The sequence below is a fragment of the Pseudomonas sp. JDS28PS106 genome, from assembly GCF_036706555.1.
In the GTDB taxonomy this organism is placed as follows: domain Bacteria; phylum Pseudomonadota; class Gammaproteobacteria; order Pseudomonadales; family Pseudomonadaceae; genus Aquipseudomonas.
On the sequence record NZ_JBAJGT010000015.1, the window covers coordinates 86,498 to 111,365 of the forward strand.

General features: G+C 60.3%; 20 protein-coding genes and 1 pseudogene. 8 read left to right on the forward strand and 13 right to left on the reverse strand.

Annotated elements, in window-relative coordinates; genetic code table 11:
* Positions 1 to 6 precede the first annotated feature (6 nt).
* The 5 genes from TRP66_RS20350 to TRP66_RS20370 form a co-directional block, all read right to left on the reverse strand.
* Entirely contained in the window at positions 7 to 1,923 is a 1,917-nt protein-coding gene (locus TRP66_RS20350; protein WP_333406491.1) for a sensor histidine kinase, read from the reverse strand.
* 63 nt (positions 1,924 to 1,986) lie between these two features.
* A complete protein-coding gene (locus tag TRP66_RS20355; protein ID WP_333406493.1) occupies positions 1,987 to 2,721 on the reverse strand; it encodes an amino acid ABC transporter ATP-binding protein in 735 nt (244 codons plus the stop codon).
* Positions 2,718 to 3,386 (reverse strand): amino acid ABC transporter permease, encoded by a 669-nt coding sequence (locus tag TRP66_RS20360; RefSeq protein WP_333406538.1) that lies wholly within the window; start codon positions 3,384 to 3,386, stop codon positions 2,718 to 2,720. The genes TRP66_RS20355 and TRP66_RS20360 overlap by 4 nt, the downstream gene beginning before the upstream one ends.
* Positions 3,383 to 4,129, reverse strand: coding sequence for an amino acid ABC transporter permease (locus tag TRP66_RS20365; RefSeq protein ID WP_333406495.1), 747 nt, complete (start codon positions 4,127 to 4,129; stop codon positions 3,383 to 3,385). Before TRP66_RS20365 ends, TRP66_RS20360 begins: the two co-directional genes overlap by 4 nt.
* Before the next feature lie 120 nt (positions 4,130 to 4,249).
* Positions 4,250 to 5,164, reverse strand: a complete 915-nt coding sequence (locus tag TRP66_RS20370) for a glutamate/aspartate ABC transporter substrate-binding protein (protein ID WP_333406497.1) — start codon at positions 5,162 to 5,164, stop codon at positions 4,250 to 4,252.
* Between the two features lie 578 nt (positions 5,165 to 5,742).
* Here TRP66_RS20370 and TRP66_RS20375 point away from each other — a divergent pair.
* The 4 genes from TRP66_RS20375 to dsdA all read left to right on the forward strand — a co-directional run bounded on the left by TRP66_RS20375 (position 5,743) and on the right by dsdA (position 11,140).
* Complete coding sequence (locus TRP66_RS20375; protein WP_333406499.1) at positions 5,743 to 6,978, forward strand: MFS transporter; 1,236 nt, start codon at positions 5,743 to 5,745, stop codon at positions 6,976 to 6,978.
* 206 nt (positions 6,979 to 7,184) lie between these two features.
* Entirely contained in the window at positions 7,185 to 8,096 is a 912-nt protein-coding gene (locus TRP66_RS20380; protein ID WP_333406501.1) for a LysR family transcriptional regulator, read from the forward strand.
* Positions 8,097 to 8,206: 110 nt separating this feature from the next.
* Positions 8,207 to 9,739 (forward strand): amidase, encoded by a 1,533-nt coding sequence (locus tag TRP66_RS20385; protein ID WP_333406503.1) that lies wholly within the window; start codon positions 8,207 to 8,209, stop codon positions 9,737 to 9,739.
* 57 nt (positions 9,740 to 9,796) lie between these two features.
* Positions 9,797 to 11,140, forward strand: coding sequence for a D-serine ammonia-lyase (dsdA, locus tag TRP66_RS20390; protein ID WP_333406505.1), 1,344 nt, complete (start codon positions 9,797 to 9,799; stop codon positions 11,138 to 11,140).
* Positions 11,141 to 11,237: 97 nt separating this feature from the next.
* Here dsdA and glpD read toward each other — a convergent pair whose 3' ends face one another.
* From glpD to TRP66_RS20410, 4 genes are all read right to left on the reverse strand, one after another.
* Entirely contained in the window at positions 11,238 to 12,776 is a 1,539-nt protein-coding gene (gene glpD, locus TRP66_RS20395; protein ID WP_333406507.1) for a glycerol-3-phosphate dehydrogenase, read from the reverse strand.
* A 326-nt stretch (positions 12,777 to 13,102) separates the two neighbouring features.
* Entirely contained in the window at positions 13,103 to 13,858 is a 756-nt protein-coding gene (locus tag TRP66_RS20400; protein ID WP_333406509.1) for a DeoR/GlpR family transcriptional regulator, read from the reverse strand.
* Positions 13,859 to 13,951: 93 nt separating this feature from the next.
* Positions 13,952 to 15,457 carry a glycerol kinase GlpK gene (gene glpK / locus TRP66_RS20405; RefSeq protein WP_333406510.1) on the reverse strand — a complete coding sequence of 502 codons (1,506 nt, stop codon included), beginning with the start codon at positions 15,455 to 15,457 and terminating at the stop codon, positions 13,952 to 13,954.
* A gap of 29 nt (positions 15,458 to 15,486) precedes the next feature.
* On the reverse strand, positions 15,487 to 16,347 hold the full coding sequence (locus TRP66_RS20410) for an MIP/aquaporin family protein (protein WP_333406540.1): 861 nt from the start codon (positions 16,345 to 16,347) through the stop codon (positions 15,487 to 15,489).
* Between the two features lie 351 nt (positions 16,348 to 16,698).
* Between TRP66_RS20410 and ybaK the strand changes: the two genes are divergently transcribed.
* Positions 16,699 to 17,169: a Cys-tRNA(Pro) deacylase gene (ybaK, locus tag TRP66_RS20415; RefSeq protein ID WP_333406513.1), complete on the forward strand. Its 471-nt coding sequence runs from the start codon at positions 16,699 to 16,701 to the stop codon at positions 17,167 to 17,169.
* Between the two features lie 30 nt (positions 17,170 to 17,199).
* Here ybaK and TRP66_RS20420 read toward each other — a convergent pair whose 3' ends face one another.
* Together TRP66_RS20420 and argF are read right to left on the reverse strand one after the other, a co-directional pair.
* Positions 17,200 to 18,270: an ABC transporter ATP-binding protein gene (locus TRP66_RS20420; protein WP_333406515.1), complete on the reverse strand. Its 1,071-nt coding sequence runs from the start codon at positions 18,268 to 18,270 to the stop codon at positions 17,200 to 17,202.
* Complete coding sequence (argF, locus tag TRP66_RS20425; RefSeq protein ID WP_333406517.1) at positions 18,267 to 19,184, reverse strand: ornithine carbamoyltransferase; 918 nt, start codon at positions 19,182 to 19,184, stop codon at positions 18,267 to 18,269. Before argF ends, TRP66_RS20420 begins: the two co-directional genes overlap by 4 nt.
* A 439-nt stretch (positions 19,185 to 19,623) precedes the next feature.
* Here argF and TRP66_RS20430 point away from each other — a divergent pair, with 439 nt between their 5' ends.
* The 3 genes from TRP66_RS20430 to grxD all read left to right on the forward strand — a co-directional run bounded on the left by TRP66_RS20430 (position 19,624) and on the right by grxD (position 22,587).
* Positions 19,624 to 19,917: a hypothetical protein gene (locus tag TRP66_RS20430; protein WP_333406519.1), complete on the forward strand. Its 294-nt coding sequence runs from the start codon at positions 19,624 to 19,626 to the stop codon at positions 19,915 to 19,917.
* 150 nt (positions 19,918 to 20,067) lie between these two features.
* Entirely contained in the window at positions 20,068 to 22,188 is a 2,121-nt protein-coding gene (locus TRP66_RS20435) for a molybdopterin oxidoreductase family protein (RefSeq protein WP_333406521.1), read from the forward strand.
* 75 nt (positions 22,189 to 22,263) lie between these two features.
* Complete coding sequence (grxD, locus tag TRP66_RS20440; RefSeq protein WP_333406523.1) at positions 22,264 to 22,587, forward strand: Grx4 family monothiol glutaredoxin; 324 nt, start codon at positions 22,264 to 22,266, stop codon at positions 22,585 to 22,587.
* Between the two features lie 94 nt (positions 22,588 to 22,681).
* On the opposite strand, the gene TRP66_RS20445 is transcribed toward grxD, so the two are convergent.
* Together TRP66_RS20445 and TRP66_RS20450 are read right to left on the reverse strand one after the other, a co-directional pair.
* Positions 22,682 to 23,419, reverse strand: coding sequence for a hypothetical protein (locus TRP66_RS20445; RefSeq protein WP_333406525.1), 738 nt, complete (start codon positions 23,417 to 23,419; stop codon positions 22,682 to 22,684).
* Positions 23,416 to 24,868 (reverse strand): annotated as a pseudogene (locus TRP66_RS20450) (hypothetical protein); the annotation flags it as partial. The gene TRP66_RS20445 and the pseudogene TRP66_RS20450, both read right to left, overlap by 4 nt.

A 24,868-nucleotide genomic window follows, 5' to 3' on the forward strand; every position in this document is an offset into this window, starting at 1 on the left:
AACGCCTCATGTCGGCTCGGCCAGGCCGGGCCGGGAAGGAGAAGGATCGACGAACGGCAGGGTGAGCACGAACACGCAGCCGCCCTGGTCCGGATGTTCGGCGTTGAGACTGCCGCCGGCCGCCGCGGCAAGGCTGGCGGACAGTGTCAGCCCCAGTCCCAGCCCTTGTTGACCTGGCTTGGTCGTGAAGAAAGGTTCGAACAGCTGCTTGCGCGCTTCGCTGTCGATGCCATGCCCGTTGTCGCGCACCAGCAATTGGTAACGTCCCTCGACGCTGGCGCCCTCCAGACTCAGTTGTGGAAGCGGCTGCGCGGCCATGGCGTCCAGCGCGTTGCCGATCAGGTTGACCAGAATCTGTTCCAGGCGGGTCTGGTCAATGCCCAGCATTGCATCGGCAAAGTCCTGATGAAGCGTGACCGCCGATTGCTCCAGTCTGACCGCCAGCAACTGCAGCGCTGCCTCGACCGCCTTGCTCAGTTGCGCTTGCCCCCGGTCGTCGCCACGTCGCGCGAAGGCGCGCAGGCTGGCCGTGATGCGGCCCATGCGGTCAACCAGATCATTGATCGTGCGCAAGTTGGTAGTGGCGACATCCAGGGCGCCGCGCTCGATGAAGCGCACGGTATTGCCGGACAAGGTCCGCAAGGCCGCCAGCGGCTGGTTGAGCTCATGGGCGATGCTGGTGGACATTTGCCCGATGGCGGCCAGCTTGCCCGCCTGAACCAGTTCGTCCTGCGCCTTGCGCAACGTGTCCTCGGCCTGCCGTCTCTCGCGGATCTGCGCCTTGAGTCTTTCGTTGCTGGCGCGCAGGTGCTCGGTGCGCTCGGCGATCTTGCGTTCCAGCTCATCGTTGGCAGCCTGCAACGCCTCGCGGGCTGCCAAGCGGGTGGAAAGCACCTTGCGTCGCTCGTTCCAGGCAATCAGCAAAAACGCCACCAATGCGCAGGCAACGGCCACCAGCATACCCTGGCTTGCCGCCTCGCGGCGCAGGTCTTCGAGCGGCGTGAGAAGGGTCAGGTGCCAGGGCGTATCGCTCAGCTGGCGGGTCTGGGCCAGATAACTGACTTGCGTGTGCTCCCGGTCGACGCTGACATTGGCCGGAAAGGTCAGCTTTTCCACGCCTTCGGCCAGGGTTTCACGTTCCAGCGGCACCAGTTCGTTGAGCGGCCACCAGTAGTACTGGAGGCTGCGGGCCAGGCGTTCGCGGATGTCATCGGTCAGCGGCCGGACCGACTTGAGGCGCCGCGCCGGATCGCTGGAAAGAATGATGATGCCGTTCTCGTCACTGACGAAGGCTTCGAGGCGGGCGCGCTGCCAGCGCTCTTCCAGCGCTTCGAGGCGTACCTTGATCACCGCGACGCCGATGATCCGGCCTTTGTCTTCCAGACCATGGGCAAGGTAGTAGCCGGACTCGCCGGTCGTGGTGCCGATGCCGTAGAAACGGCCGGGCTGGCCGCGGACCGCGTCCTGAAAGTAGGCGCGGAAGGACAAATCTTCACCCTGATAACTGTCGGCATCACGCCAGTTGCTGGTGGCGAGCACGCGGCCAGTGGTGTCGAGCACGTAGATGGCCCGGCTGCGGCTGCGGCGATTCAGGCCCTCAAGGTAGCTGTTGACCTCGCGCTGCAACTCGGGACCGGGGGAATTGAGCAGCTGCGAGACGCTGGACTCCAGCTCCAGCACGCTCGGCAGATAGGTGTATTTGTTGATCTCGCTTTCGACCGTGCGGGCGTGCAGCTCCAGCTGTCGTTCGCCGTTTTCGCCCAGGGTCTTGATCCCGGTGCGCTCGCTGACCAGATACGCGGCATAGCCCAGGCCGATCATCAACATGAGGATCAGCGGCGGCAGGAACAATTGGCGGATCAGACGGGGTTTCACGGCAAGTGATGGCGGCGCGGCGCGATAGAGAGAGGGGTCGCATTTCATCACAGTCGTCCTAAGCAGAACAGCTACCCGCATCCTGCGAGTAGCTTTCAGATGTAGCTCTGTTTAGTGCTGCAGAATCTTGGCGAGGAACTGCTGGGCACGTTCGGAGCGGGCGCTCACGTCGCCGAAGAATTCTTCCTTGGCGCAGTCTTCGACGATCTGTCCCTTGTCCATGAAGATGACGCGGTTGGCGACCTTGCGCGCGAAGCCCATTTCGTGGGTCACGCACATCATCGTCATGCCTTCATGGGCCAGCTGCACCATCACGTCGAGCACTTCGTTGACCATTTCCGGGTCGAGCGCCGAAGTCGGTTCGTCGAACAGCATCACCACCGGGTCCATCGCCAGGGCGCGAGCGATCGCCACGCGCTGTTGCTGGCCACCCGAGAGCTGGCCCGGATGCTTGTTGGCGTGGGCCGACAGGCCGACCCGATCCAGCAGTTGCAAGCCTTTTTTGGTGGCTTCTTCCTTGCTGCGGCCCAGTACCTTGATCTGCGCGATGGTCAGGTTCTCGACGATGCTAAGGTGCGGGAACAGTTCGAAATGCTGGAACACCATGCCGACCCGCGAGCGCAGTTTCGGCAGGTTGGTCTTGGAGTCGGAGATCGAGGTGCCGTCGACCACGATGTCGCCTTTCTGGAAGGGCTCGAGCGCGTTCACGCATTTGATCAGCGTCGACTTGCCGGAACCGGACGGACCGCAGACCACGACCACTTCGCCTTTGCTGACCTCGGTGCTGCAATCGGTCAGTACCTGGAAGTCCCCATACCACTTGTTGACGTTTTTGATGGAAATCATACGGCGAACCTTTTTTGCAAACGCTTCACCAGCAGCGAGGCGGCAAAGCTGATCGTGAAATAGACCAGACCGGCGACGATCAGGAACTCGTTGGCGCGACCGATGATGTCGCCACTGGCGCGCGAGGCGTTGAGGAAGTCGACCAGACCCACGGTGTAGACCAGCGAGGTGTCCTGGAACAGGATGATGCTCTGCTGCAGCAGCAGCGGGGTCATCTTGCGGAACGCCTGAGGCAGGATGATCAGACGCATCATCTGACCGTAGGTCATGCCCAGCGCCTGGGCGGCACCCATCTGCCCTCTGGAGATCGACTGCACACCGGCGCGCACGATTTCGCAGAAGTAGGCGGCTTCGAACATCATGAACGCCACAACGCATGAGGTGAACGCACCGACCGGCGTGTCCTCACCGGTGATCCAGCGCAGCACGAAGGGCACCGCCAGGTAGAACCAGGTGATGACCAGCAGCAGCGGGATCGAACGGAAGTAGTTCACGTAGGCGCCGGCGATATTGGCCAGCAGCTTGTTCGAAGACAGGCGCATCAGTGCCAGGATGGTGCCGAGGACGAGACCGCCGATCACACCCATCGCCATCAGCTTGAGGGTCATGACCATGCCGTTCCACAGGCCGGGAATGGCCGGGACGATTCCTGAGAAGTCCATTATTTACCTCCCACGGAGATGAGTCCGGGCACTGCGACTTTCTTCTCGACCAGGCGCATGAGCAACATCAGGCTCATGTTCAGCGTGAAGTAGATCAGGGTGGCCAGGGTGAAGGCTTCGAACAGGTTTGCGGAGAATTCCGCAGTCTGTTTGGTCTGTGCCAGCAGTTCCATCAGGCCGATCAGCGAAGCCACGGACGAGTTCTTGAACACGTTCAGGAATTCGGAGGTGAGCGGCGGAATGATGATCCGGTACGCTTGCGGCAACAGCACGTTCCAGTAGATCTGCGGCAGGCGGAAGCCCATGGCGCGGGCGGCCGACTCCTGACCTTTGGGCAGCGCCTGGATGCCGGTGCGCACTTGCTCGCAGACACGCGCGGCAGTGAACAGGCCCAGGCACACCACGACGCTCAGGAATGCCGAGGTCGTCGGGTTGAGGTCTTGCTTGTACCACTCCTGCAGGTTCTCGGGCAGCAGATCCGGCACCAGGAAGTACCAGATGAACAGCTGCACCAGCAGCGGTACATTTCGGAAAATTTCCACGTAAACCGTGGCGATACCCGCGATCAGGCGGCTCGGCATGGTGCGCATGACGCCGAGCACCGAGCCCAGTATCAACGCAATGATCCAGGCGACGACCGCAATGGCGATGGTCCAGCCCAGACCGGAAATGAACCAGTCCAGATAGGTCTCGCTGCCGACACCGGTGGACTTGAAGAACACGCCCCAGTCCCAGTTGTAATTCATCAGGGTCTCCCCCTCTTGTTGTATCGAAATGCTTGCACGGTCGGTCGACTGCGTCGTGGAGTGTCCGGACGAGGCGGGCTCGTCCGGACTCCATCAGTTCAGCCGATGAGGCTTCCTGGATCAGGCTTTCTTGTCGGGAGCCGGCTTGTCGGTAGGCTCGGCGATCAGCTTCTTGAGCTCGTCGCTCATCGGGAACTGCAGGTTCAGGCCTTTCGGTGGGATCGGCGACTGGAACCACTTGTTGTAGATGGTATTGATTTCGCCAGACTTGTAGGTCGCAACGATGGCGTCGTCCACGGCTTTCTTGAAGGCTTCGTCGCCCTTGCGGACCATGCAGCCATAGATTTCATAGGACTGCGCGGTGCCGGTCACGGCCCAGTCGTCCGGCTTCTTGGCCTTGGCCATTTCACCCGCCAGCAGCGCGTCGTCCATCATGAACGCCACGGCGCGGCCGGATTCCAGCATCTGGAAGGATTCGCCGTGATCCTTTGCGGAAATCACGTTCATGCCCATCTGCTTGTCGGCGTTCATCGCCTTGATGATGCGCTCGGACGTGGTGCCTGCGGTGGTCACGACGTTCTTGCCCTTGAGGTCGTCGAAGTCCTTGTAGCTGGAGTCCTTCTTGGACAGCAGGCGAGTACCGATTTCGAAGATGCCGACCGAGAAGTCGACCTGCTGGGCGCGCTCGGCGTTGTTGGTGGTGGAGCCGCACTCGACGTCGACGGTGCCGTTCTGTACCAGCGGGATGCGGGTCTGGGAGGTCACCAGGTTGTAGCGGACGTTCAGCTCAGGCATGTCGAGCTGCTTTTTGATGGCTTCGACGATCTTCAGCTGGATGTCGTGGGAGTAGCCGACCGGCTTGCCGGAAGCATCCGCGATGTAGGAGAAGGGGATCGAAGCGTCCCGATGGCCGAGGGTGATGGTGCCGGACTCTTTGATCTTCTTCAGTGTGCCGGTCAGTTCTTCAGCGATAACTGGAGTGCTAATCAGAGCGGCAGCGATTGCTGCGCCCAACAACTGGGGAACGATGCGCATCGATGAATCCTCGATTTTCATTTTTTATTTATCTGGCCGCCATCGGACGGACCACTGCGTAACGCTTCAACGGCGGCCTCACCAGACACGCGCTGGTGTTGAAGCTGTCGACGACAGTGTAGAGCAGAAGTCGTGCCAGGCTCTCTGATATCACCAGGCCATTGATTTTCAAGGGATTCTGTCTGCCGACGGGGGGTTGCAGACAGGTTGCGCGTCCGGGAAGCCGAATATCCGGCGCCCGGTCGTTCGGAAAACCGAATGCCATGAGCAGGCTGTTGGTAGTCACCGGCGCGATCGAGATCGGCACCTCTTCTGATGCGCCCGCGAGCGCTCATGAAAAAAAGTTCGGGTACGGATCATTGCGTTTATGAAGCGGCTGCGCTCGAAAATCTGCACCAATATATGTCGTGGGGACGGTATTCATTGGCGTTCAGGCGCCCTTATAAGGTGCCTTCGCACCATTGGCGTGCTGTGATTATTAAGCAACTCAGCACTCTGAAATTGTCACTTGTTAGCCCCGCGCGTGCTCACCAACATGGATTGCAAGAAGAGCCTTTCCATCATTCAGAGCACACGAAATGAAGGTAAAAAGTTTTCTGGGCAGTCCGACGTTTGTCTTTACCCTGCTGTATCTCGGGTACATGATTTCCTATATCGACCGCACCGCGATTTCGCTGGCGCTCGCGCATATCGGTAAAGACTTCAATGTCGGCCCTGCGGAACTGGGCGTCGTGCTCAGCGCGTTTTACCTTGGCTATGCCGCGATGCAGATCCCCGGCGGCTGGCTGGCCGACAAGTACGGCAGCAAGAAGGTCATCGTCATTTCCATCGGCCTCTGGTCGTTGTTCACGGTCATGACCGGTCTGGCCTGGTCGCTGGCATCGCTGCTCATCATTCGCTTTCTGTTCGGCCTTGGCGAGGGCAGCTACCCGTCGTCGGCGATGAAAGGCGTCGCGGAGATCTACCCGCGTGAGCAACGCCCGAAAATGGCCGGGCTGATGATCTCCTCCAACTATGTGGGCAGCTTCGTCGCTCCGCTGATCATCGCGCCGCTGATCCTGTGGCTGGGCTGGCGCGACGTGTTCCTGGCCATCGGACTGGCGGGCATCGTGTTCGCGGTGTTCTATGCCCTGACCGTGCGCCGCAGCGTCATGGTGGTCGACGAGAAGCCCAAGGCCACCGACCTCAAGGCCAAGGTCAGCGTCAAGGAGCTGTTGAGCATGCCGACGCTGTGGAAGATCGTGATCGTCTGGTTCTGCCTGAGCCTGGTCAACAAAGGCCTGGACGCCTGGATGCCGATGTACCTGCTGACCGCCCGCGGCCTGGATCTCAAGACCGTCGGCATGCTGGTGCCGTTGCCGTTCATTGCTGCCAGCGTCGCGACCGCGATGGGTGGCTGGCTGATGACACGCTTTTTCGACGGCAAGGAGAAATTCCTGATGATGGGCAGCTGCGTGCTCACCGGGGTGTTCCTCTACGGTATGTACCAGGGCCAGAGCACGACCCAGGTCATCGTCTACCAGACGGCTGCCTACTTCTTCAAATCCTTTGTCTTCGCCACGGCCTTTGCGCTACCGACCAAGATCCTTTCCCAGCGCCTGGTGGGCACGGGCATCGGCATGGTGAACTTCGGCGGGCAGGCGGCGGGTTTCGTGTCGCCCATGGTGATCGGCTTTCTGGTGTCGTACTACGACAGCTACGACTCGGCCTTCCTTTTCCTGCTGGGCGCCGTGGCGGTTTCGACCCTGGTCAGCCTGACCATCAGCGCTCGCAAGATCCGCGACGTGCAACTGGCCAACGCGCACGAAGCCTGAGGGGAGCTAACAGCGACTTGACACGCTACACGATTCGCCAGGCCGAACGCGTTTTCGTTTATCGCCAGCAAGCTGGCTCCTACAACTCACGCGCCGTGGGAGCCAGCTTGCTGGCGATCTGCCGCAGCGCGGCAGCAGAAGGGGGAAATATGCACCGGACGGTTCGACTAAAATGCGATCTTTCGTATCCAGAGAGCCATTCGCCCATGAGCGCCCGTATCCTCAGTGAGACCGCTGTCCGTTACTTCCTCCAGGTGGTCAACAGCGGGTCCATCAGTGAAGCGGCGGCCAGGCTGCATGTCGTCCCTTCGGCCATCAGCCGGCAGATCAGCAGGCTGGAAAGCGAACTGCAAGCGCCGTTGTTCGAACGCCAGTCGCGGGGCGTTGCGCTGACCGCCGCCGGTGAGCTGCTTGCCGGCTACGCTCGCCGGACCTTGCTGGATGCCGAGCTGGTCACCAACGAGATCAAGGCGCTGCAACAGGACTCCGAGTCCCTGATCAAACTGGCGTGCACCCAGGGATTCGCGTCCCATTGTCTGCCGGATGCCATCGCCCGATTCCAGGCTGCGGGCATACAGGGCAGCTTTCGAATTCAGGTGGCATCCGCCCGGGAAGTTACCCGGCTGGTACGCGAAGCGCAGGTCGACATCGGCTTCTGCTTCAGCCTCGGCGCGGTCAAGGACATCAACGTGGTCTACAGCCAGCCGGCACCCTTGCTGGCGCTGGTCGCGCCGGACCACCCGCTGGCCAACCGGCGCAACGTGTCGTTGAGTGACGTTGTCGCTTACCCGCTCGCGCTGCCGGGCCCTTCCTCCACGTTGCGCGAACTGCTCGACATCTATTGCAGCCGGGCGGGGCTGGTCTACAAGACCGTACTGGACACCGAGAACCTGGAAACCCTGGTGCAGTTCGCGATTTCCGGCACCGCCGTGACTTTTACTGGCGAACTGTTCGTACGGCATCGCCTGAAGGCCAATGAACTCAAGGCGCTGGAACTCTCGGAAATCGCCGAGACCGACAGGGCCATCGAAATCCAGACCCTGGCGCGCCGGCAACTTTCACCGGCGATGACCGCCTTCATCGAACATATGAAAACGATACTTTCGGCCAGCGCTTAGTTGAACTGACTGTTCTTCAAACGGCATGGCTGCTTTCTAAATAAGTTGGTTGTGACCCCCGGTCGCGCCTTCTTACTATTTCGTCAACTTTTCTGCGCGAGATCGAAGTCATGCACAGCCCCAACGAACTGGCCGATAAAGGCGCGGTGGAACTTAAGTCACTTCTGGACTCACGCGAGGTTTCACCGGTTGAAGTCCTCGAAGCGTGCATCTCGCGCATCGAAACGTACAACCCGAAGATCAACGCATTCTGCGCCACCTCGTTCGAGCGTGCCCGGGAAGAAGCGCGTGCCGTCGAGAAGGCGATCCTGCGCGGCGAGGAGCGGGGCATGCTCAGCGGCCTGCCGATCGGCATCAAGGATCTCGAAGAAACCGAAGGCGTGCTGACGACCTATGGCTCGCCGCTGTTTCGCTCCAACGTGCCGACTCAGGACAATGAGCTAGTGCGGCGTCTGCGCGCGGCCGGCGCGATCGTGGTCGGCAAGACCAACGTGCCGGAGATGGGCGCGGGCGCCAACACGCGCAACCCGGTCTGGGGCGCGACCGGCAACCCGTTCAACCCACGGCTCAATGCCGGTGGCTCGTCCGGCGGAGCGGCAGCCGCGCTGGCCGCCAACATGGTGCCGCTGTGCAGTGGCTCCGACACCGGCGGCTCGCTGCGCATTCCCGCGGCCAAGTGCGGGATCGTCGGGCTGCGCACCTCGCCGGGTCTGGTGCCGAGCGAGCGCAAACTGCTGGGCTGGACGCCGATCTCGGTAGTCGGTCCCATGGGCCGCGACGTCGCCGATACCTGGCTGCAACTGGCCGCGACCGCCGGGGTCGCCCCGAACGATCCGCTCAGTTACGACTTTGCGATGCCCGCGTCCATGGGCGGCAGCGCGCCGGTCGACTTGTCGCGCCTGCGGGTGGGCTACACCGAAGACTTCGGCGTGTGTGACGTCGACGACGACATTCGCCGGGTGTTCCGTAACAAGATCGCCAGCCTCAAGGGTGTCTTCGCCAGCTGCGAAGAAATCGAAGTGGATATGCAGCACGCTCATCGTTGCTTCGACGTGGTTCGGGCCGAAGCCTTCGTCGGCAGTTTGCAGGCTGCCTACGAGAAGGATCCGGACTCCCTCGGGCCGAACCCTCGCGCCAACTACGAAATGGGCGCGCGCATGTCCCTCAAGGATTGCGTATGGGCCGGGGGTGAGCAGACGCGTATTTTCCGCCGCTTCCAGAAGCTGTTCGGCCAATACGACCTCATCCTGTCTCCGACCACGCCGGTGTCGGCTTTCCCTTGGGAACAGCCGTATTTGGAAAGCGTGAACGGCGTGGCGCTGGAGAACTACTACCGCTGGCTGGCGCTGACCTATGTCGTAACCCTGGCGACCAATCCGGCCTTGTCGATGCCGATGGGTGTCGACCATCTGGATATGCCGTTCGGCATGCAGGTGATCGGTAAATTCCGCGGCGACCTGGAGTTGCTGCTTGCCGCGCGGGCTATCGAATCGCACTGCGAAACGAGCGATGAGCTGCGCCGTCCGCGTCCGGACATGGCTGCGCTTGCCCGTAGCGAAGTCGACTTGTGGACCCCGGTGACTCATCCGCCGCTCAGTCCCGACCACTACGCCAGTGTGACCGACGGCCGCCCGGCAGTCTGATCGCATCGCCATCAGTCTTTGCGCGGCTCGTTTGCGGGCCGCTTCTGGAGAAACCCTATGTCCCACTCCGTCCATGGCAAAAGCCTGACCGAATGGACCCACGAATTCCCGCTACTGGGGCCTGTGCTGCAAGGCACGGAAGTCAGCTGGTTCAACCCGCAGATCGCCCCTCTGGCCGATGCTTTGAATGACATCGAACTGACTGCCGGGGATGTCCACTATGCCAGCGAGCGCTTGAAACGTTTTGCGCCTTTTTTGGCAGAGGCGTTTCCAGAAGTTGCCGCCAGCCAGGGCATCATCGAATCCGAGCTGGTGGACGTGCCACGATTTGCCGAGGCGCTGAGGCATCGCTACAGCGTCAATACGCCGGTGCGGCTGATGCTGAAAAAGGACAGCCACTTGCCGATCTCCGGTTCGGTGAAAGCCCGCGGTGGGATCTATGAAGTGCTGTTCCATGCCGAGCAACTGGCAATCCGTCACGGCTTGCTGAAAGAGTCGGACGACTATCGCCTCCTTGCGCAGGAGCCCTGCCAGGCGTTGTTTCGTGCACACAAGATCGCCGTAGGCAGTACCGGCAATCTGGGCATGTCCATCGGTATCGCGGGTGCGCGTCTGGGCTTCGCTACTACAGTGCACATGTCGGCCGATGCGCGTCAGTGGAAGAAGGATAAGTTGCGGGCTCACGGCGTCACCGTGATCGAGTACGCCGGCGACTATGGCCAGGCGGTGGAGCAGGGCAGGGAGCAAGCCAGTCACGACCCGACCTGCCACTTCGTCGACGATGAAAACTCAAAAACGCTGTTCCTGGGTTACGCGGTTGCCGGTGAACGTCTGAAAGCCCAGTTCGCCGAACAGGGGCTGGTGGTCGACGCGCAGCATCCACTGTTCGTCTATCTGCCTTGCGGCGTGGGTGGCGGTCCCGGCGGCATTGCATTCGGACTGAAACTGGCGTTTGGCGATCACGTCCACTGCATCTTCGCCGAACCGACCCAATCACCGTGCATGCTGATGGGCGTGTACACCGGCCTGCACGACGGGCTGGCGGTTCAGGACTTCGGCATCAGCAACCAGACCGCCGCGGATGGTCTGGCCGTCGGGCGGCCCTCAGGATTCGTGGGACGCTCGATGCAGCGGATGCTCGATGGTTTCTACACAGTCACAGACGCTGAGTTGTTCAGCCTGCTCCAGCTGCTGAATCAGACCGAGGGCTTGAAGCTTGAACCCTCGGCCCTGGCAGGCGCGCCGGGATTTGCACGAGTGCTGCAGGAGAGCCAGGGCTATCGCCACCGGCTGGGCATGCCGCGCGGATTGCCCGAGGGCGCGATTCATTTGATCTGGGGCACTGGTGGGGGGATGGTGCCGGAAGCTGAGATGGACGCTTATCTCAATACCAAAGCGTGATCGTTTTATCGCCAGCAAGCTGGCTCCTACAGCGAGGTGAACCTGTAGGAGCCAGCTTGCTGGCGATGCGTCCGAATGACGATTGCGGTGCCTCGGATCAAGCCGCCTGAAACGCCGCCTTGTTACGCACGACGGTATCCAGATAGGTCTGCAACGCCGCCTGTTCGTCTGCGGTCATGAACAGACCCAGCTTGGTACGACGCCAGAGAATGTCCTCGGCAGTGGTCGCCCACTCCGTCTCGCACAGGTAATCGACCTCGCGGGTGTACAGCCCGCCACCCAGCGGCTGGCCCATATCTTCCAGGCTCTGCACCCCGTCCAGCAGACGATGCGTGCGGTTGCCGTAGGTGATCGCCCAGCGCTTCGCGAGTGCTGGCGGCAACCAGCCGTGACGGCGGGTCAGTTCGGCCACCAGATCCGCAGGCGTGGTCATGTCCTCGCCGCCTGGCAGCGGCTTGATCGCAGTCCAGCTTGGCTTCATATGCTTGAAGAACGGTGCCAGTTGCGACATCGCTGATTCGGCCAGCTTACGGTAGGTCGTCAGTTTGCCGCCGAACACGGACAGAATCGGCGCCTCGTCGCCGGTTCCCGACAGCGACAGGGTGTAGTCGCGGGTGATTGCAGACGGATTATCGGACTCGTCGTTGCACAACGGTCGCACGCCGGAGTAGGTGTGCAGTACATCATCGCGTGTCAGCTGCTTCTTGAAGTGATCATTGGCGACCTTGAGCACGTAATCCATCTCGCCATCCGTGATCTTCACCTTGGCCGGATCGCCCTGATATTCACGGTCGGTAGTGCCGATGATGGTGAAATGTTCCAGATAAGGGATGGTGAACACGATCCGCTTGTCTTCGTTCTGCAGGATGAATGCGTTTTCGCCTTCATACAGCTTGGGCACGATCAGGTGGCTGCCCTGAATCAGGCGAATGCCGTAGGGCGAATCAAGCTTGAGGTCTTCGCGAATGAACTTGGCAACCCAGGGGCCAGCTGCGTTGACCAGTGCCTTGGCATGCACTGAAAACAGACTGCCATCGGCCCGCTCCATATGCAGATGCCACATGCCCTTGACCCGACGTGCGCTCAGGCAGCGGGTGCGGGTGTGAATATGCGCGCCGTTCTCGCGAGCCGCCATGGCATTGAGCACCACCAGGCGGGCGTCGTCGACCCAGCAGTCCGAATATTCGAAACCCTGCTTGATTACAGGTTTGAGCGGGCTGTTGTCCCCAAACTTGACAGTCCGTGACGCAGGCAGCTTCTCGCGCTTGCCCAGATTGTCATACAGGAACATGCCTGCGCGGATCATCCACGCCGGACGCAGATGCGGACGGTGCGGGAGGATGAAACGCATCGGCTTCACGATGTGCGGCGCTTTCGCCAGCAACACTTCGCGCTCGGCAAGCGCCTCGCGCACCAGGCGGAATTCGTAATGCTCCAGGTAACGCAGCCCGCCGTGGATCAGCTTGCTGCTGGCCGAGGAGGTGTGGCTGGCCAGGTCATCTTTTTCACACAGGAACACGGACAGGCCGCGCCCCGATGCATCCGCCGCGATCCCGACACCATTGATGCCACCGCCGATGACGGCGATGTCGTAAACCTCGGAAAGGGGTGGCGTTGGCACGTTGGCTTGGGGCATCTGGTGGGCCTCCTGGACTGATTGAGCCTGCTCGAAAGGCGAATTCGAACATTTATGTTCATTTCCGAAAATAATAGCCCAATAAAAATCAGCCCGCCAGCCAGCATTGATTGAAAATACTGATGAAGGAAAGATAAAACAACAAAAGTGAACATTTTCGATCAGTGGCTGTCCCAGCCGCACAGATGCCGTAGGAGCCAGCTCGCTGTGGGCGGCATTCCGACGATCTGCCGCAAAGCGGCAGCCATTCAGCCCACGCGTGGTTTCAGAACAAGCGAGGTATCTTCCATCGCCAGCAAGCTGGGTCCTACGGGGAGCGCGCGGCTTTACACCACTTCCAGCCGAATCTTGTTCTGAGCCAGCAGGTTCTGCAGGGCAGGGACCGGCGCCTGGTCGGTGACCAGACAGTCGATCAGCGTGATAGGTCCGAGACGCACCATGGCGTTACGGCCGAATTTGCTGGAGTCCGCAGCCAGTATCACTTGGCGAGCATTGGCGATGATCGCCTGGGAAACGCGGATTTCCTGATAATCGAAGTCCAGCAGGCTGCCGTCTTCGTCGATGCCGCTGATGCCTACCAGCGCGAAGTCGACCTTGAACTGGGTGATGAAATCCACGCTCGCCTGACCGATGACGCCACCATCGCGCCTGACCACACCGCCTGCCAGCAGCACTTCGAAATCGTCCTTGGTGCTCAGGATCGAAGCGACATGCAGGTTGTTGGTGATGATCTTGAGATTGTTGTGATTGAGCAGGGCGCGGGCGATGGACTCGGTCGTGGTGCCGATATTGATGAACAGCGAAGCCTGATCCGGAATCTGCGCGGCCACCGCTTCGGCGATGCGCTGCTTTTCGTCGCGCATCTGGTCGGCACGCATGGCGTAGGCCGTGTTCTCGATGCTGGAGTCGTAGGCGGCGCCGCCGTGGTAGCGACGCAGCAGATTCATTTCCGCAAGCTGGTTGATATCGCGGCGAATCGTCTGGGGGGTCACGACGAACAGCGTCGCCATTTCCTCGATGCTGACGTAACCACGGTCACGGACCAGTTCGAGGATCTGTTGTTGGCGGGGAGGCAGGTTCATTGTCTTTCCTTGGGGACCCTCTGCAAAGGGCACCCATGATGCCGCAGGACCCGTTGGCTGTCAGCCCGAATCCTGCGCCTGCCCGTTCCTGAATCACTGGTCGTTTTCGTGAGGCTCCCAATCCCGGGTGCGTTCCACCGCGCGCTGCCAGCCGGCGTAGAGCTTTTCTTTCTCGACGTCGCCGCACTGCGGTTCGAACACCCGCTCGATCACTGCCTTGTCACGCAGTTCGTCCAGGCTGCTCCAGAAACCGATCGCCAGACCGGCCAGGTAAGCCGCGCCCAGTGCTGTGGTTTCGCGCATCTGCGGCCGCTCCACGTGAGTACCCAGGATGTCGGCCTGGAACTGCATGAGGAAGTTGTTGGCGACCGCGCCACCGTCCACCCGCAGCGATTTGAGCCGTTCGCCGGAGTCCTGCTGCATGGCGTCCAGTACGTCGCGGGTCTGGTAGGCGATGGATTCCAGCGCGGCGCGGATGATGTGGTCGACTTTCACGCCACGGGTCAGGCCGAACAGCGCGCCACGGGCGTAGGGGTCCCAGTAGGGCGCGCCCAGACCAGTGAACGCCGGCACCAGGTACACACCATTGCTGTTCTTGACCTTGGTGGCAAAGTATTCGGTGTCCAGGGCGTCATTGACAATTTTCAGTTCGTCGCGAAGCCACTGGACGGTGGAACCACCGTTGAAAACCGCGCCTTCCAGAGCGTAGGCAACTTCGCCGCGAGGCCCGCAGCCGATGGTGGTCAGCATGCCGTGCGCGGAAGTGACGGCTTTCTTGCCGGTGTTCATCAGCAGGAAGCAACCGGTGCCGTAGGTGTTCTTCGCCTGGCCTGGCTCCACGCACATCTGGCCGAACAACGCCGCCTGCTGGTCCCCGGCGATGCCGGCAATTGGAATGCCGCTCTTGCTGTGGCCGTACACCTCGGATGAGGCTTTCACTTCTGGCAGGAGTTCACGTGGGACATCGAGGATGTCCAACATGCGCTGATCCCATTCCAGGGTGTGGATGTTGAACAGCATGGTGCGCGAGGCGTTGGTGTAGTCGGTCACATGGACCTTGCCGCCGGTGAATTTCCAGATCAGCCAGGTATCGATGGTGCCAAACATCAGTTCGCCTTTGCGGGCGCGCTCCCGGCTGCCTTCGACATTGTCGAGGATCCACTTGACTTTGGAGCCGGAGAAATACGGGTCGATGACCAGACCGGTGGTGTCCTTGATGTACTGCTCGTGACCGTCGCGCTTGAGCTGCTGACAAATCTCGGTACTACGACGGCACTGCCAGACGATGGCGTTGTAGATCGGGCGGCCGGTTTCCCGCTCCCAGATGACCGTGGTTTCGCGCTGGTTGGTAATGCCAATGGCGGCGATCTGGTTGTGGTGCAGGTCTGCCTGGGCCAGCGCCTTGGTCATGCACGCGGTCTGGGTGGCGAAGATCTCCATCGGATCATGTTCGACCCAGCCAGCCTGCGGGTAATGCTGGACGAACTCACTCTGCGCCGTGCTGACAACATTGGCGTCGCGGTCGAAAATGATGGCTCGCGAACTGGTGGTGCCCTGGTCAAGGGCAATGATGTAGTTCTTGTTCTGAGTGTCTGTCATGTCGATTGCCTTGCTCGAAAAGGGTGGATTCAGGATGAAGCCGAAACTTTGCCGCGGGTAACCTCGGCGCTGTCTTCATTTTCAACCGCCGCAGCGGCATGTGGCAGGTGCTTGGCGAGCAGGATGCGATAGCCCGCCGCGCCTAGGCATGCGCCCAGTACCGGAGCAATGACCGGCACCAGGAAATAAGGTATGTCACGGCCGCCGGTAAAGGCGATTTCGCCCCAGCCGGCCATGAACGTCATCAATTTTGGCCCGAAATCACGGGCCGGATTCATCGCGAAGCCCGTCAGCGGCCCCATGGCGCTGCCGATGACCGCCACCAGCAGACCGATCAGCAAGGGCGCGAGCGCGCCGCGTGGCAGACCGTTCTTGTCGTCGCCCAGAGCCATGATGACCGCCATCAGAATGGTCGTGATGACCACTTCCACCAGGAACGCCTGGCCCACTGTGATCGCAGGATTAGGATAGGTCGAGAACACAGCCGCCAGTTCCAGGCTTTCGACACTGCCGCGGATCATCTGGTGCGCATGTTCGAACTCGAAAAACAGGCTGATGTAGAGGACGTACACAAGGCCTGCGCCGCAGAAGGCGCCGGCGACCTGGGAAGCCATGTAGAACGGAAGTTTTCTCTTTTCGAAGCCGGAAAACAGGCTCAGGGCAATACTCACGGCAGGATTGAGATGGGCTCCCGAAACGCCGGCACTGAGATAAATGCCCATGCTGACCGCCATGCCCCAGATGATGCTGATCTCCCAGAGACCGAACGAGGCACCCGCGACCTTGAGCGCCGCAACGCATCCGGTACCGAAGAAAATCATCAGGGCCGTGCCCAGAAACTCAGCCAGGCATTGGCCGCCCAGCGTCGGTTGTCGTACTGCAATACTCATGAAGACCTCGATTTTTGTATTTCTTTTTTTTTCGGCACCGGCTGCATGACTGGCGCTCGTTGTCCGCATCGGGAAAACCCCATTCCCGAGCGATTGTAAGACTGTCGCTGAAAGGCTTTGTTTCAGCCTGATCTTCGTAAACGAAAAAATATAGACATGAAACAAACCTGTCAAAGGTCGAAACTGAACGGCGAGGCATATTCTGACCATATCGGCGCAACCCGTCTCGGATGTTGTGTAAGAAAACTTCTTTTCCCCAGGCGACCGCCCCGTATCCATAGCCGACAGGAGTCGGACATCTCACACCGGCATCGCGTAAAGTAGCGGCCGCTTCGTTACTCGAGACCTGCCATGACACCTGCACTGGACCTGCTGAAAAAAGCCCGCGCCGGACACCGTGTTCACAGTTATGAACATGATCCCAAAGCCGCCTCGTACGGCCTTGAGGCTGTTGAAAAGCTTGGCTTGCAGGCTGACCGGGTATTCAAGACATTGCTGGCGGCGTCGGAAAAGGGGGAGCTGCTGGTGGCGGTAGTTCCTGTGGCAGGCACCCTGGATCTCAAGGCCTTGGCGCAAGCTGCGGGCGTGAAGAAGGTAGAAATGGCCGATCCTGCCGCCGCGCAGCGTTCGACCGGCTACCTGCTGGGCGGCATCAGCCCGCTGGGGCAGAAGAAGCGCCTGCGCACCTTCATCGACGAAACCGCGCGACCGTTCCAAACCGTGTTCGTCAGTGCCGGCAGAAGAGGGCTGGAAGTGGAACTGGCGGCGTCAGTATTGGCGGAACATACCAACGCAGCTTTCGCCCCGATTGGACGCGCATGAGCGAAAGGTTCATCGCGGATAAAGCGGCAGTCAAACATTATGCGCCGCGACACTGCCCGCAGCCGGAAACAGCACCAGGTGGTCAGCCGCCACGCGAATCCCCACTTCTTCTCCCGCCATATGATCGGCATGGCTGGGCAAGATGGCTTCCAGCTCGGTGCCGGTCGCAAGCTGGAGACGGTAGAGGGTCGCCGCGCCCTGGAACGTGCGGCCCAGCACCCGTGCTTTCAGGTCGCTGTCCGGGGCATGCACGATGTCGTCGGGACGCAGCAGCACGTCCACCGGACTTCCTTGAACGCCTGGATAGGCTCGGTTGCCTCGCAGCACGCCCACCTCGGTCTGTACCGATTCATGATCCAGCATCTGGCCGCGTATGAAATACCCCTGACCGACGAAGCTGGCCACGAACGGAGTCAGCGGTTCGTGATAGAGGTTGTAGGGCGTGTCCCACTGCTCCAGCCGACCCTCTTTGAATACCCCCACGTGGTCACTGACCGCGAAGGCTTCTTCCTGATCGTGAGTAACCAGGATGGCGCTGGTGCCGCGTGCCTTGAGAATGGCACGAACCTCATGGCTCAGGCGTCGGCGCAGTTCGCCGTCGAGGTTGGAGAACGGCTCGTCGAGCAGCAAAAGACGGGGCTCCGGAGCCAGCGCCCGGGCAAGCGCTACGCGCTGTTGCTGCCCGCCTGACAGCTCATGAGGATAACGCTGACCCAGCGCGCCGAGGTTGACCAGCTCCAGAAGCTCGTCGATGACCTGGCGCAGCCGCGGATGCTGGCGAATGCCGAAGCCGATGTTCTCGGCAACCGTGAGATGAGGGAAGAGTGCGTAGTCCTGGAACACCATGCCGATCCGGCGTTTTTCCGGTGCGAGCGTATAGCCGGGGCGGGAAATGACTTCCCCGGCCAGGGTGATATCGCCTTCATGCACCGGCTCGAAACCGGCAATGGCGCGCAGCGTGGTGGTCTTGCCGCAGCCTGACGAACCCAGCAGGCAACCGATGTCGCCTGCATTGAGGTGCAGATTCAGATCCTGCACCACGCGCTGGTCCTGATAGCCGCAGGCCAGATTACGCAGGTTGAGCAACAACGACTGGGTCATGCCGGCGTGCTGGGCGCAACGAGAAATTCCAGCAGCGCTTTCTGTGCATGCAGTCGGTTCTCGGCCTGATCCCAGGCGACCGAGCGAGGGTCGTCCAGCACGTCCGCGCTGATTTCTTCGCCACGGTGAGCGGGCAGGCAATGCATGAACAATACGTCCTCGGCAGCCAGATCGAGCAGGGCGCGAGTCACCTGGAAGGGCGCGAACAACGCCATGCGCTTGGCGGTTTCGTCTTCCTGGCCCATCGAAGTCCAGACGTCAGTGCTGACCAGATGCGCGCCGGCGACCGCTGCCTTGGGATCGCGCACGACGGTCACGCGGTCACCGGCCAGGGCCATGAATTCCGGATTCGGTTCGTAACCCAGCGGGCAGGCGACGCGCAACTGGAAGTCGAACTGGATCGCCGCTTCTATATAGCTGTTGCACATGTTGTTGCCATCGCCGATCCAGGCCACGGTCTTGCCTTTGATCGAGCCTCGGTGTTCGAGATAAGTCTGCATGTCGGCCAGCAGTTGGCACGGATGCAAATCGTCCGACAGGCCGTTGATGACCGGGACGCGGGAATTGGCGGCAAACTCGATGAGATTGGCGTGGGCGTAGGTTCTGATCATGACCGCGTCGAGCATGCGCGACATCACTTTCGCGCTGTCGGAAATCGGCTCGCCACGGCCCAGTTGAGTATCGCGATGCGACAGGAAAATCGCTTGGCCGCCCAGATGGATCATGCCGGCTTCGAAAGAAAGTCGGGTACGTGTCGATGATTTTTCAAAGATCATCCCCAGCACCCGGTTCTTCAAGGGTTCAAACAGCACGCCGCGATTTCGCAGGTCTTTGAGCTCTACGCCACGACGGATCAAGCCCAGCAGTTCGTCCGGGGTGTAATCCATCATCGAGAGAAAGTGCCTGGCGTTCATGATTAACTACCTTTTCTGCAACAGACCACAGGTTCTGAAAGCCGTTTTTTATCCGGAAACGGGCTTGACCTGCGGCGAAAGCCGCACGGAGCGACGAATAGGGAAGGCGCGATAGTATAAAAAAATGTCGCGTCCTACCAATACATGCTTGTTTGCACAGATACTGCGCTGGAGGGGGCACTAGCTCGAAAGGCTTGTGATTCCGGTCGGTGCGAAGCGTATCGGCTCTCCCAGGGCAGGTCACATTCTATTGCCCGGCGAACCGAAGCGAACATTTGTACACTGCCCCCGCCACCGTTGGCAATTAGTGCCTGGCGTGCAACAGTTCATCGGATGATGCGAAACAGCGCACGTTGATGGCACATTGACCATCGCTTTCCCGATGGTCATGGGTTATAAAAGCGGGACAGGTATTACTCATTGACCGAGGGCTGTGCGAATGGATTCTAAAGAACGTCAGTTAACGGAGCTGCTCGGGCTGACCGCCCGCACGCTTACGCATCTCACTGCGTCGATCACCTCGATGTCGTTCGAGCTGTTGCGTAGCGAGGATGAAGTCACACGCTCTGCCGGTCGGCGCATGATCGACCGCATGGCGACCATCAGTTCCGGGCTTGACGAGCACTGGCGTCTGATCGGCGACCTGACCGGGGTGGACATGGCCCAGGAAGAAATCGAAACGGTCACCGAGATTCAGTTGCAGCCAAAGGTCGTGCGTTCCATCACTGGCTGAATCCTCAGCGTCGATTGGGCAAATCGCTCGATCCGCCCGTGTGATGCCCCTCGATTCACGTGACGAACGTCTCTGGCGCCGCTTATCGCGCCGAACCATAGTCTTGACTCCGCAATCCCCGTGATTGCCCCGACCGGAGTCAAGACTGCAATGTCCACGACCCACCATTACCGCGCGTGTCATCTGTGCGAGGCCATCTGCGGCCTGACCATAGACACTGTCGTAGCACCCGACGACGGCTTGCGGATCGTTTCGATCAAGGGTGATCCTCAGGATCCCTTCAGTCGTGGGCACATTTGCCCGAAGGCCGTTGCGCTGCAGGACATCCAGGGCGATCCGGACCGGTTGCGAAGCCCGATGCGGCGTGTGGGGTCACAGTGGCAGGCGATCGCCTGGCAGGACGCTTTCGAACTGATCGCCGAAAAGCTCCATTCCATCCAGCAGCGGTACGGGCAAGACGCGGTTGCGGTCTATCAGGGCAACCCCAGCGTGCACAACTACGGGCTGATGACCCACAGCAACTATTTCCTGAGTCAGTTGAAGACGCGCAACCGGTATTCCGCCACTTCGGTTGATCAGCTGCCGCAGCACCTGACCAGCTACCTGATGTACGGCCACGGCATGCTGCTGCCGATTCCGGACATTGATCACACCGACTTCATGCTGATTCTGGGGGGCAATCCTCTGGCCTCCAATGGCAGCATCATGACGGTTCCCGACGTCGAGAAACGGCTCAAGGCAATCCAGGCCAGAGGCGGCAAAATCGTAGTGGTCGATCCGCGACGCAGCGAAACCGCAGCCATCGCGAACGAACATGTGTTCGTGCGTCCCGGCGGCGATGCGGCGTTGTTGGCCGGTCTTCTCAACACCCTGTTCGAAGAACGCCTGGCGCGGGGCTCGCACCTGCCGGTCAACGGGCTGGAACGCGTCAGGGCGGCCGTGGCTCCACTGACCGCCGAAATCATGGCTGAATACTGCGGCGTAACCGCAACCCGGATACGTCAACTGGCGCGGGATTTCGCGGCGGCCGACAAGGCGGTGTGCTACGGGCGCATGGGCGTCTCGACGCAACGCTTCGGCACGCTTTGCCATTGGCTGGTGCAACTGATCAATCTGGTGACCGGCAATCTTGACCGGGCCGGCGGGAGCTTGTGCACCGAGCCGGCGCTGGATCTGACGGCCACGCTGTCGAGCGGGCATTTCAACCGCTGGCAGAGCCGTGTATCGGGGCTGCCCGAGTACGGTGGCGAGCTTCCCGTCGCCGCTCTGGCGGAGGAAATGCTCACGCCGGGGGAAGGGCAGATACGGGCGCTGGTCACCGTGGCCGGTAACCCGGTGTTGTCCACGCCCAACGGCGCCCGGCTGGAGCAGGCTCTGCAGGGGCTGGATTTCATGGTGAGCGTCGATCTGTACATCAACGAGACTACGCGCCATGCCGATCTGATCCTGCCGTCCACCACCGCATTGGAGAACGATCACTACGACACGACCTTCAACGCCCTGGCAGTGCGCAACATCACCCGCTTCAACCGGGCAATCTTACCCAAGCCGGAAGGCGCGCTGCATGACTGGGAAATATTCGTCGGCCTGGCCAAAGCCTTTGCGGCGCGTACCGGCAAGGAGCTGAAGCCGACGCTGCCCCCGGCACAGATGATCGACATGGGTTTGCGCCGCGGGCGTTACGGGGAAGGCACGGCGCACGATCTGAGTCTGGCGACTCTGAATCGCCATCCTCATGGTCTGGACCTCGGGCCGTTGCAGGCGAGCCTTGCTGGCAGATTGAAGGCGGCGGACGGCTGCGTGCAGGCCGCACCCGAAGTGATCCTTGCGGATCTCGCGCGCATCACGGCGATGCCAAAGCCAGCCGGCGACGAGCTTCTGCTGATCGGCCGGCGTCACGTGCGCAGCAATAATTCCTGGATGCACAACTATCATCGTCTGGTCAAAGGGAAGCCGCGGCATCAGTTGCTCATGGAGCCTCAGGACATGGCGGCGCGCGGCCTGATCGATGGTCAGTGGGTCAATGTGCGCTCGCGCGTGGGCGAGGTGCTCGTGCAGGTGCTGGGCAGCGCGGACCTGATGCCGGGGGTGGTCAGTCTGCCCCACGGTTGGGGACATGGCCGCGCGGGCGTGCGCCTGGGTATCGCGCAAACGCAGCCGGGCGTCAGCGCCAATGATCTCACTGACGAGCACGAGCTTGATGCTGTGTCGGGCAACGCTGTGCTCAATGGAGTCCCCGTGAGGGTCGAGGCGGTATCTGCTCGGGACTGAGCGTAGCGAAGCGTATTCCGTTACAATGCGCCACCGTGCCGACGAATGCGTCGGAAAGTTCAGCCGAGGTGCTCCATGGATATCATCGAAACGATCAAAGAGCAGATTGCCAACAACACCATTCTGCTTTACATGAAAGGCGCTCCGAATGCCCCGCAGTGCGGCTTTTCGGCCAAGGCGTCCCAGGCATTGATGCAGTGCGGCGAGAAATTCGCTTACGTCGACATCCTGCAGAACCCTGAAATCCGCGCCAACCTGCCCAAGTACGCCAACTGGCCGACCTTCCCGCAACTTTGGGTGGCCGGTGAACTGGTAGGCGGCAGCGACATCATCACCGAAATGATGGCTGACGGTTCACTCCAGGAACTGATCAAGTCGGCAGCGGCCAAGGCGCAATAAGCGCGCTGGCAGCGACTTTGCAGCTCGCGTCTCTACCTCGCGAGCTGCGCTCCCCGCCGCCTGGGTTGGGCGAGTATTTTTGATTTCCCCCGGATCAAATCAGCGAGAGATTCCACTTCTTCTCCGTGAATTGCGCGGTGGGTGGCAGTACGCTGCGTAAGAACGTCAGGTACTGTTCCATCAGTTCATCGTTTGGGAGGCGGGCTTCGAAGCCCAATGTATCGTCATCGATATGGGTAATGACAAAGCGGCGTTTGCGGTCGACGGTGACGAAGTTGTACTCGTCCCAAGGGGCGCTCCACCGACGCTTTCTCGGGACTTTCATGTTCAGCAATCTCAAGGCTGCGAAAATTGCTACCCCGCCGGGCCCCGCGAAAATCAGAAACGATCCGCTGATGATTCCGATGATAAAAGCGCAGCAGAGGCCGAAAACCGCAAAGCCTTTACAGAACGTGCCAGCGTGCCTGGGGATCTTCAGGCAATAGGCGAGACGTGCATGGGTGTTGAACACTCGATACCGGTAAATCACCTTTGTTTCTCTCGCGGCAGCGGCGGAACCGCAAATAGTTCCTAAAACCAAAGCGTTGGTAAGGATGAAACCCTCATTTCCCTCTATTCCCCAAAGAAACGTCATAAACCCCCAAATTGCCAGCGCGACGCTCGCTGCGAAATATCGGTAAAGCAATGCGTCTCGGGGTGATCCGGAGACGCGGGTGGTAGACCACTGCATTTTGAGTTCAGGATTTTTTGATCTGGAGTGATAGTCGGAAAACAACTGTTTGTAGTGATCGGAAAGTTTAATATATTTGACGCCTGAATAGTTTGAACTCATTCCGGTATTTCCAATTTCAGTGCTCTTTCTCTCGGTTGGGATTTCACCTCAAGTTCCAAGGGCAATAGCCCCTCCACGGCGGTTTCCCCTTGGCTATTCAACTCGATTTGATACAGGTAGCCCACGTCTTGTTTGCTTGGTGCAACGATATGTTTTGGGTACCAGATCTGCAGTTCAATGAAGTCGGCTTCAGGTGGAAGCGGCACCCAGGTGCGCCACACGATGTCTTCCCCTCCTGGAGGTACCGGCGGAAAACATAAAGAGTTGTCTTTAGAGGGCGTTTGAGTGGTGATTGACCCGAAAGACGCGACGCCTTCAAAAAAGCCTGTGGTTATGAACGGTTCCATGATGGACCGTTCGCTTTTGCGAACCTCCATCATGGGCCATGTCCGCTCGCTGCTGATGGCAAAGAAGTCTATCGACTGGCCGCGCAAATGGCCGGGGAGCTGGATCTGTACCCAGGCACCCGTTTGTTTTTCCACGGGGTGGTAGCCGTTTCGACCTGTCCATTCCATCTGGGTCGACGAAGTCCGTTTCACCAGAATTTTGGGGCTAAGCATTATTTCAGTCAGACGATTCCTTTCTTCAGCTATCCCTGCCAGGGTTTCAGGAAATAGGTTGTCATGAGAGCGTGACCAGCAACACTTTTTCAGCCACATCCCCACACTGTCCTGCTTCAAGTAATTAAGCAGCATGGTGATGAAGAGATACGCGAGGCCGGCGACCAATAGAAACCCAGCCATAATCCCGCTCATGGCGAAGGCAGCCAGCGCTTTGGGGAATATCACAGCTCCAATATTCAAAGCGGCGCCTGCACCCATTGCGCCTACCGCAACAGCTTTAAGTACCAGCAAGGTCTTCTCTTGCGCGGTGTTAGCACTTTTATGGTCTTGATAGATATCAATCAGCTCAAGCGCGGCCCCCGCCAGACCCAGGATTCCCATAGCAAGCAATCCCACTCTGAAACTTCGCACCGCATCTGCCCAGACCTTGTTTCCCTGTGCAGCCCAATAAGAGGCCGAGCGCTCCAGGATACCGACGGCTTCCGCTTGGACCATTGCCGACCCCGCCGACTTGATCACCGCCCAGGGCGCCGCCACATAAATCCCCATCAACAAACTGCCCGTATACGCCAGCCCATAACTGACCTTGATCATGTCCTGCGGTCCGAAGTCGCCGTCGCGGGTCAGGTCTGCCATGAGAAAGGCGGTGCTGATGAAGTTGATCATGACCACGCCCCAGGTGATGCCTGTGGCGGCGCCGGTGAGCAGGCGTCCGGACCAGGCTTCGGCGCGGGGTTGCCAGTGCTCCAGGGACAGGTCGGCGTCCAGGAAGGCGCGCATTTCGTTGTGGATCAGGCGGCTGTAGTGCTTGTCCTGAAAATCCAGCAGCTCGGGGATGCGCAGGTGGTGCTGACGTAGATCAGCCTGAAGTGTCTGCAGGTGGCGC

Bases quoted from the DNA above. Each gene is read 5' to 3' on its own strand.
- TRP66_RS20370 (WP_333406497.1), bottom strand. From the start codon at position 5,164: ATGCGCATCGTTCCCCAGTTGTTGGGCGCAGCAATCGCTGCCGCTCTG.
- TRP66_RS20445 (WP_333406525.1), bottom strand. From the start codon at position 23,419: ATGAGTTCAAACTATTCAGGCGTCAAATATATTAAACTTTCCGATCAC.
- TRP66_RS20435 (WP_333406521.1), top strand. From the start codon at position 20,068: ATGTCCACGACCCACCATTACCGCGCGTGTCATCTGTGCGAGGCCATC.
- TRP66_RS20365 (WP_333406495.1), bottom strand. From the start codon at position 4,129: ATGAATTACAACTGGGACTGGGGCGTGTTCTTCAAGTCCACCGGTGTC.
- TRP66_RS20375 (WP_333406499.1), top strand. From the start codon at position 5,743: ATGAAGGTAAAAAGTTTTCTGGGCAGTCCGACGTTTGTCTTTACCCTG.
- TRP66_RS20420 (WP_333406515.1), bottom strand. From the start codon at position 18,270: ATGACCCAGTCGTTGTTGCTCAACCTGCGTAATCTGGCCTGCGGCTAT.
- TRP66_RS20410 (WP_333406540.1), bottom strand. From the start codon at position 16,347: ATGAGTATTGCAGTACGACAACCGACGCTGGGCGGCCAATGCCTGGCT.
- glpK (WP_333406510.1), bottom strand. From the start codon at position 15,457: ATGACAGACACTCAGAACAAGAACTACATCATTGCCCTTGACCAGGGC.
- TRP66_RS20430 (WP_333406519.1), top strand. From the start codon at position 19,624: ATGGATTCTAAAGAACGTCAGTTAACGGAGCTGCTCGGGCTGACCGCC.
- TRP66_RS20385 (WP_333406503.1), top strand. From the start codon at position 8,207: ATGCACAGCCCCAACGAACTGGCCGATAAAGGCGCGGTGGAACTTAAG.
- grxD (WP_333406523.1), top strand. From the start codon at position 22,264: ATGGATATCATCGAAACGATCAAAGAGCAGATTGCCAACAACACCATT.
- dsdA (WP_333406505.1), top strand. From the start codon at position 9,797: ATGTCCCACTCCGTCCATGGCAAAAGCCTGACCGAATGGACCCACGAA.
- TRP66_RS20355 (WP_333406493.1), bottom strand. From the start codon at position 2,721: ATGATTTCCATCAAAAACGTCAACAAGTGGTATGGGGACTTCCAGGTA.
- TRP66_RS20400 (WP_333406509.1), bottom strand. From the start codon at position 13,858: ATGAACCTGCCTCCCCGCCAACAACAGATCCTCGAACTGGTCCGTGAC.
- TRP66_RS20350 (WP_333406491.1), bottom strand. From the start codon at position 1,923: ATGAAATGCGACCCCTCTCTCTATCGCGCCGCGCCGCCATCACTTGCC.
- ybaK (WP_333406513.1), top strand. From the start codon at position 16,699: ATGACACCTGCACTGGACCTGCTGAAAAAAGCCCGCGCCGGACACCGT.
- argF (WP_333406517.1), bottom strand. From the start codon at position 19,184: ATGAACGCCAGGCACTTTCTCTCGATGATGGATTACACCCCGGACGAA.
- TRP66_RS20380 (WP_333406501.1), top strand. From the start codon at position 7,185: ATGAGCGCCCGTATCCTCAGTGAGACCGCTGTCCGTTACTTCCTCCAG.
- glpD (WP_333406507.1), bottom strand. From the start codon at position 12,776: ATGCCCCAAGCCAACGTGCCAACGCCACCCCTTTCCGAGGTTTACGAC.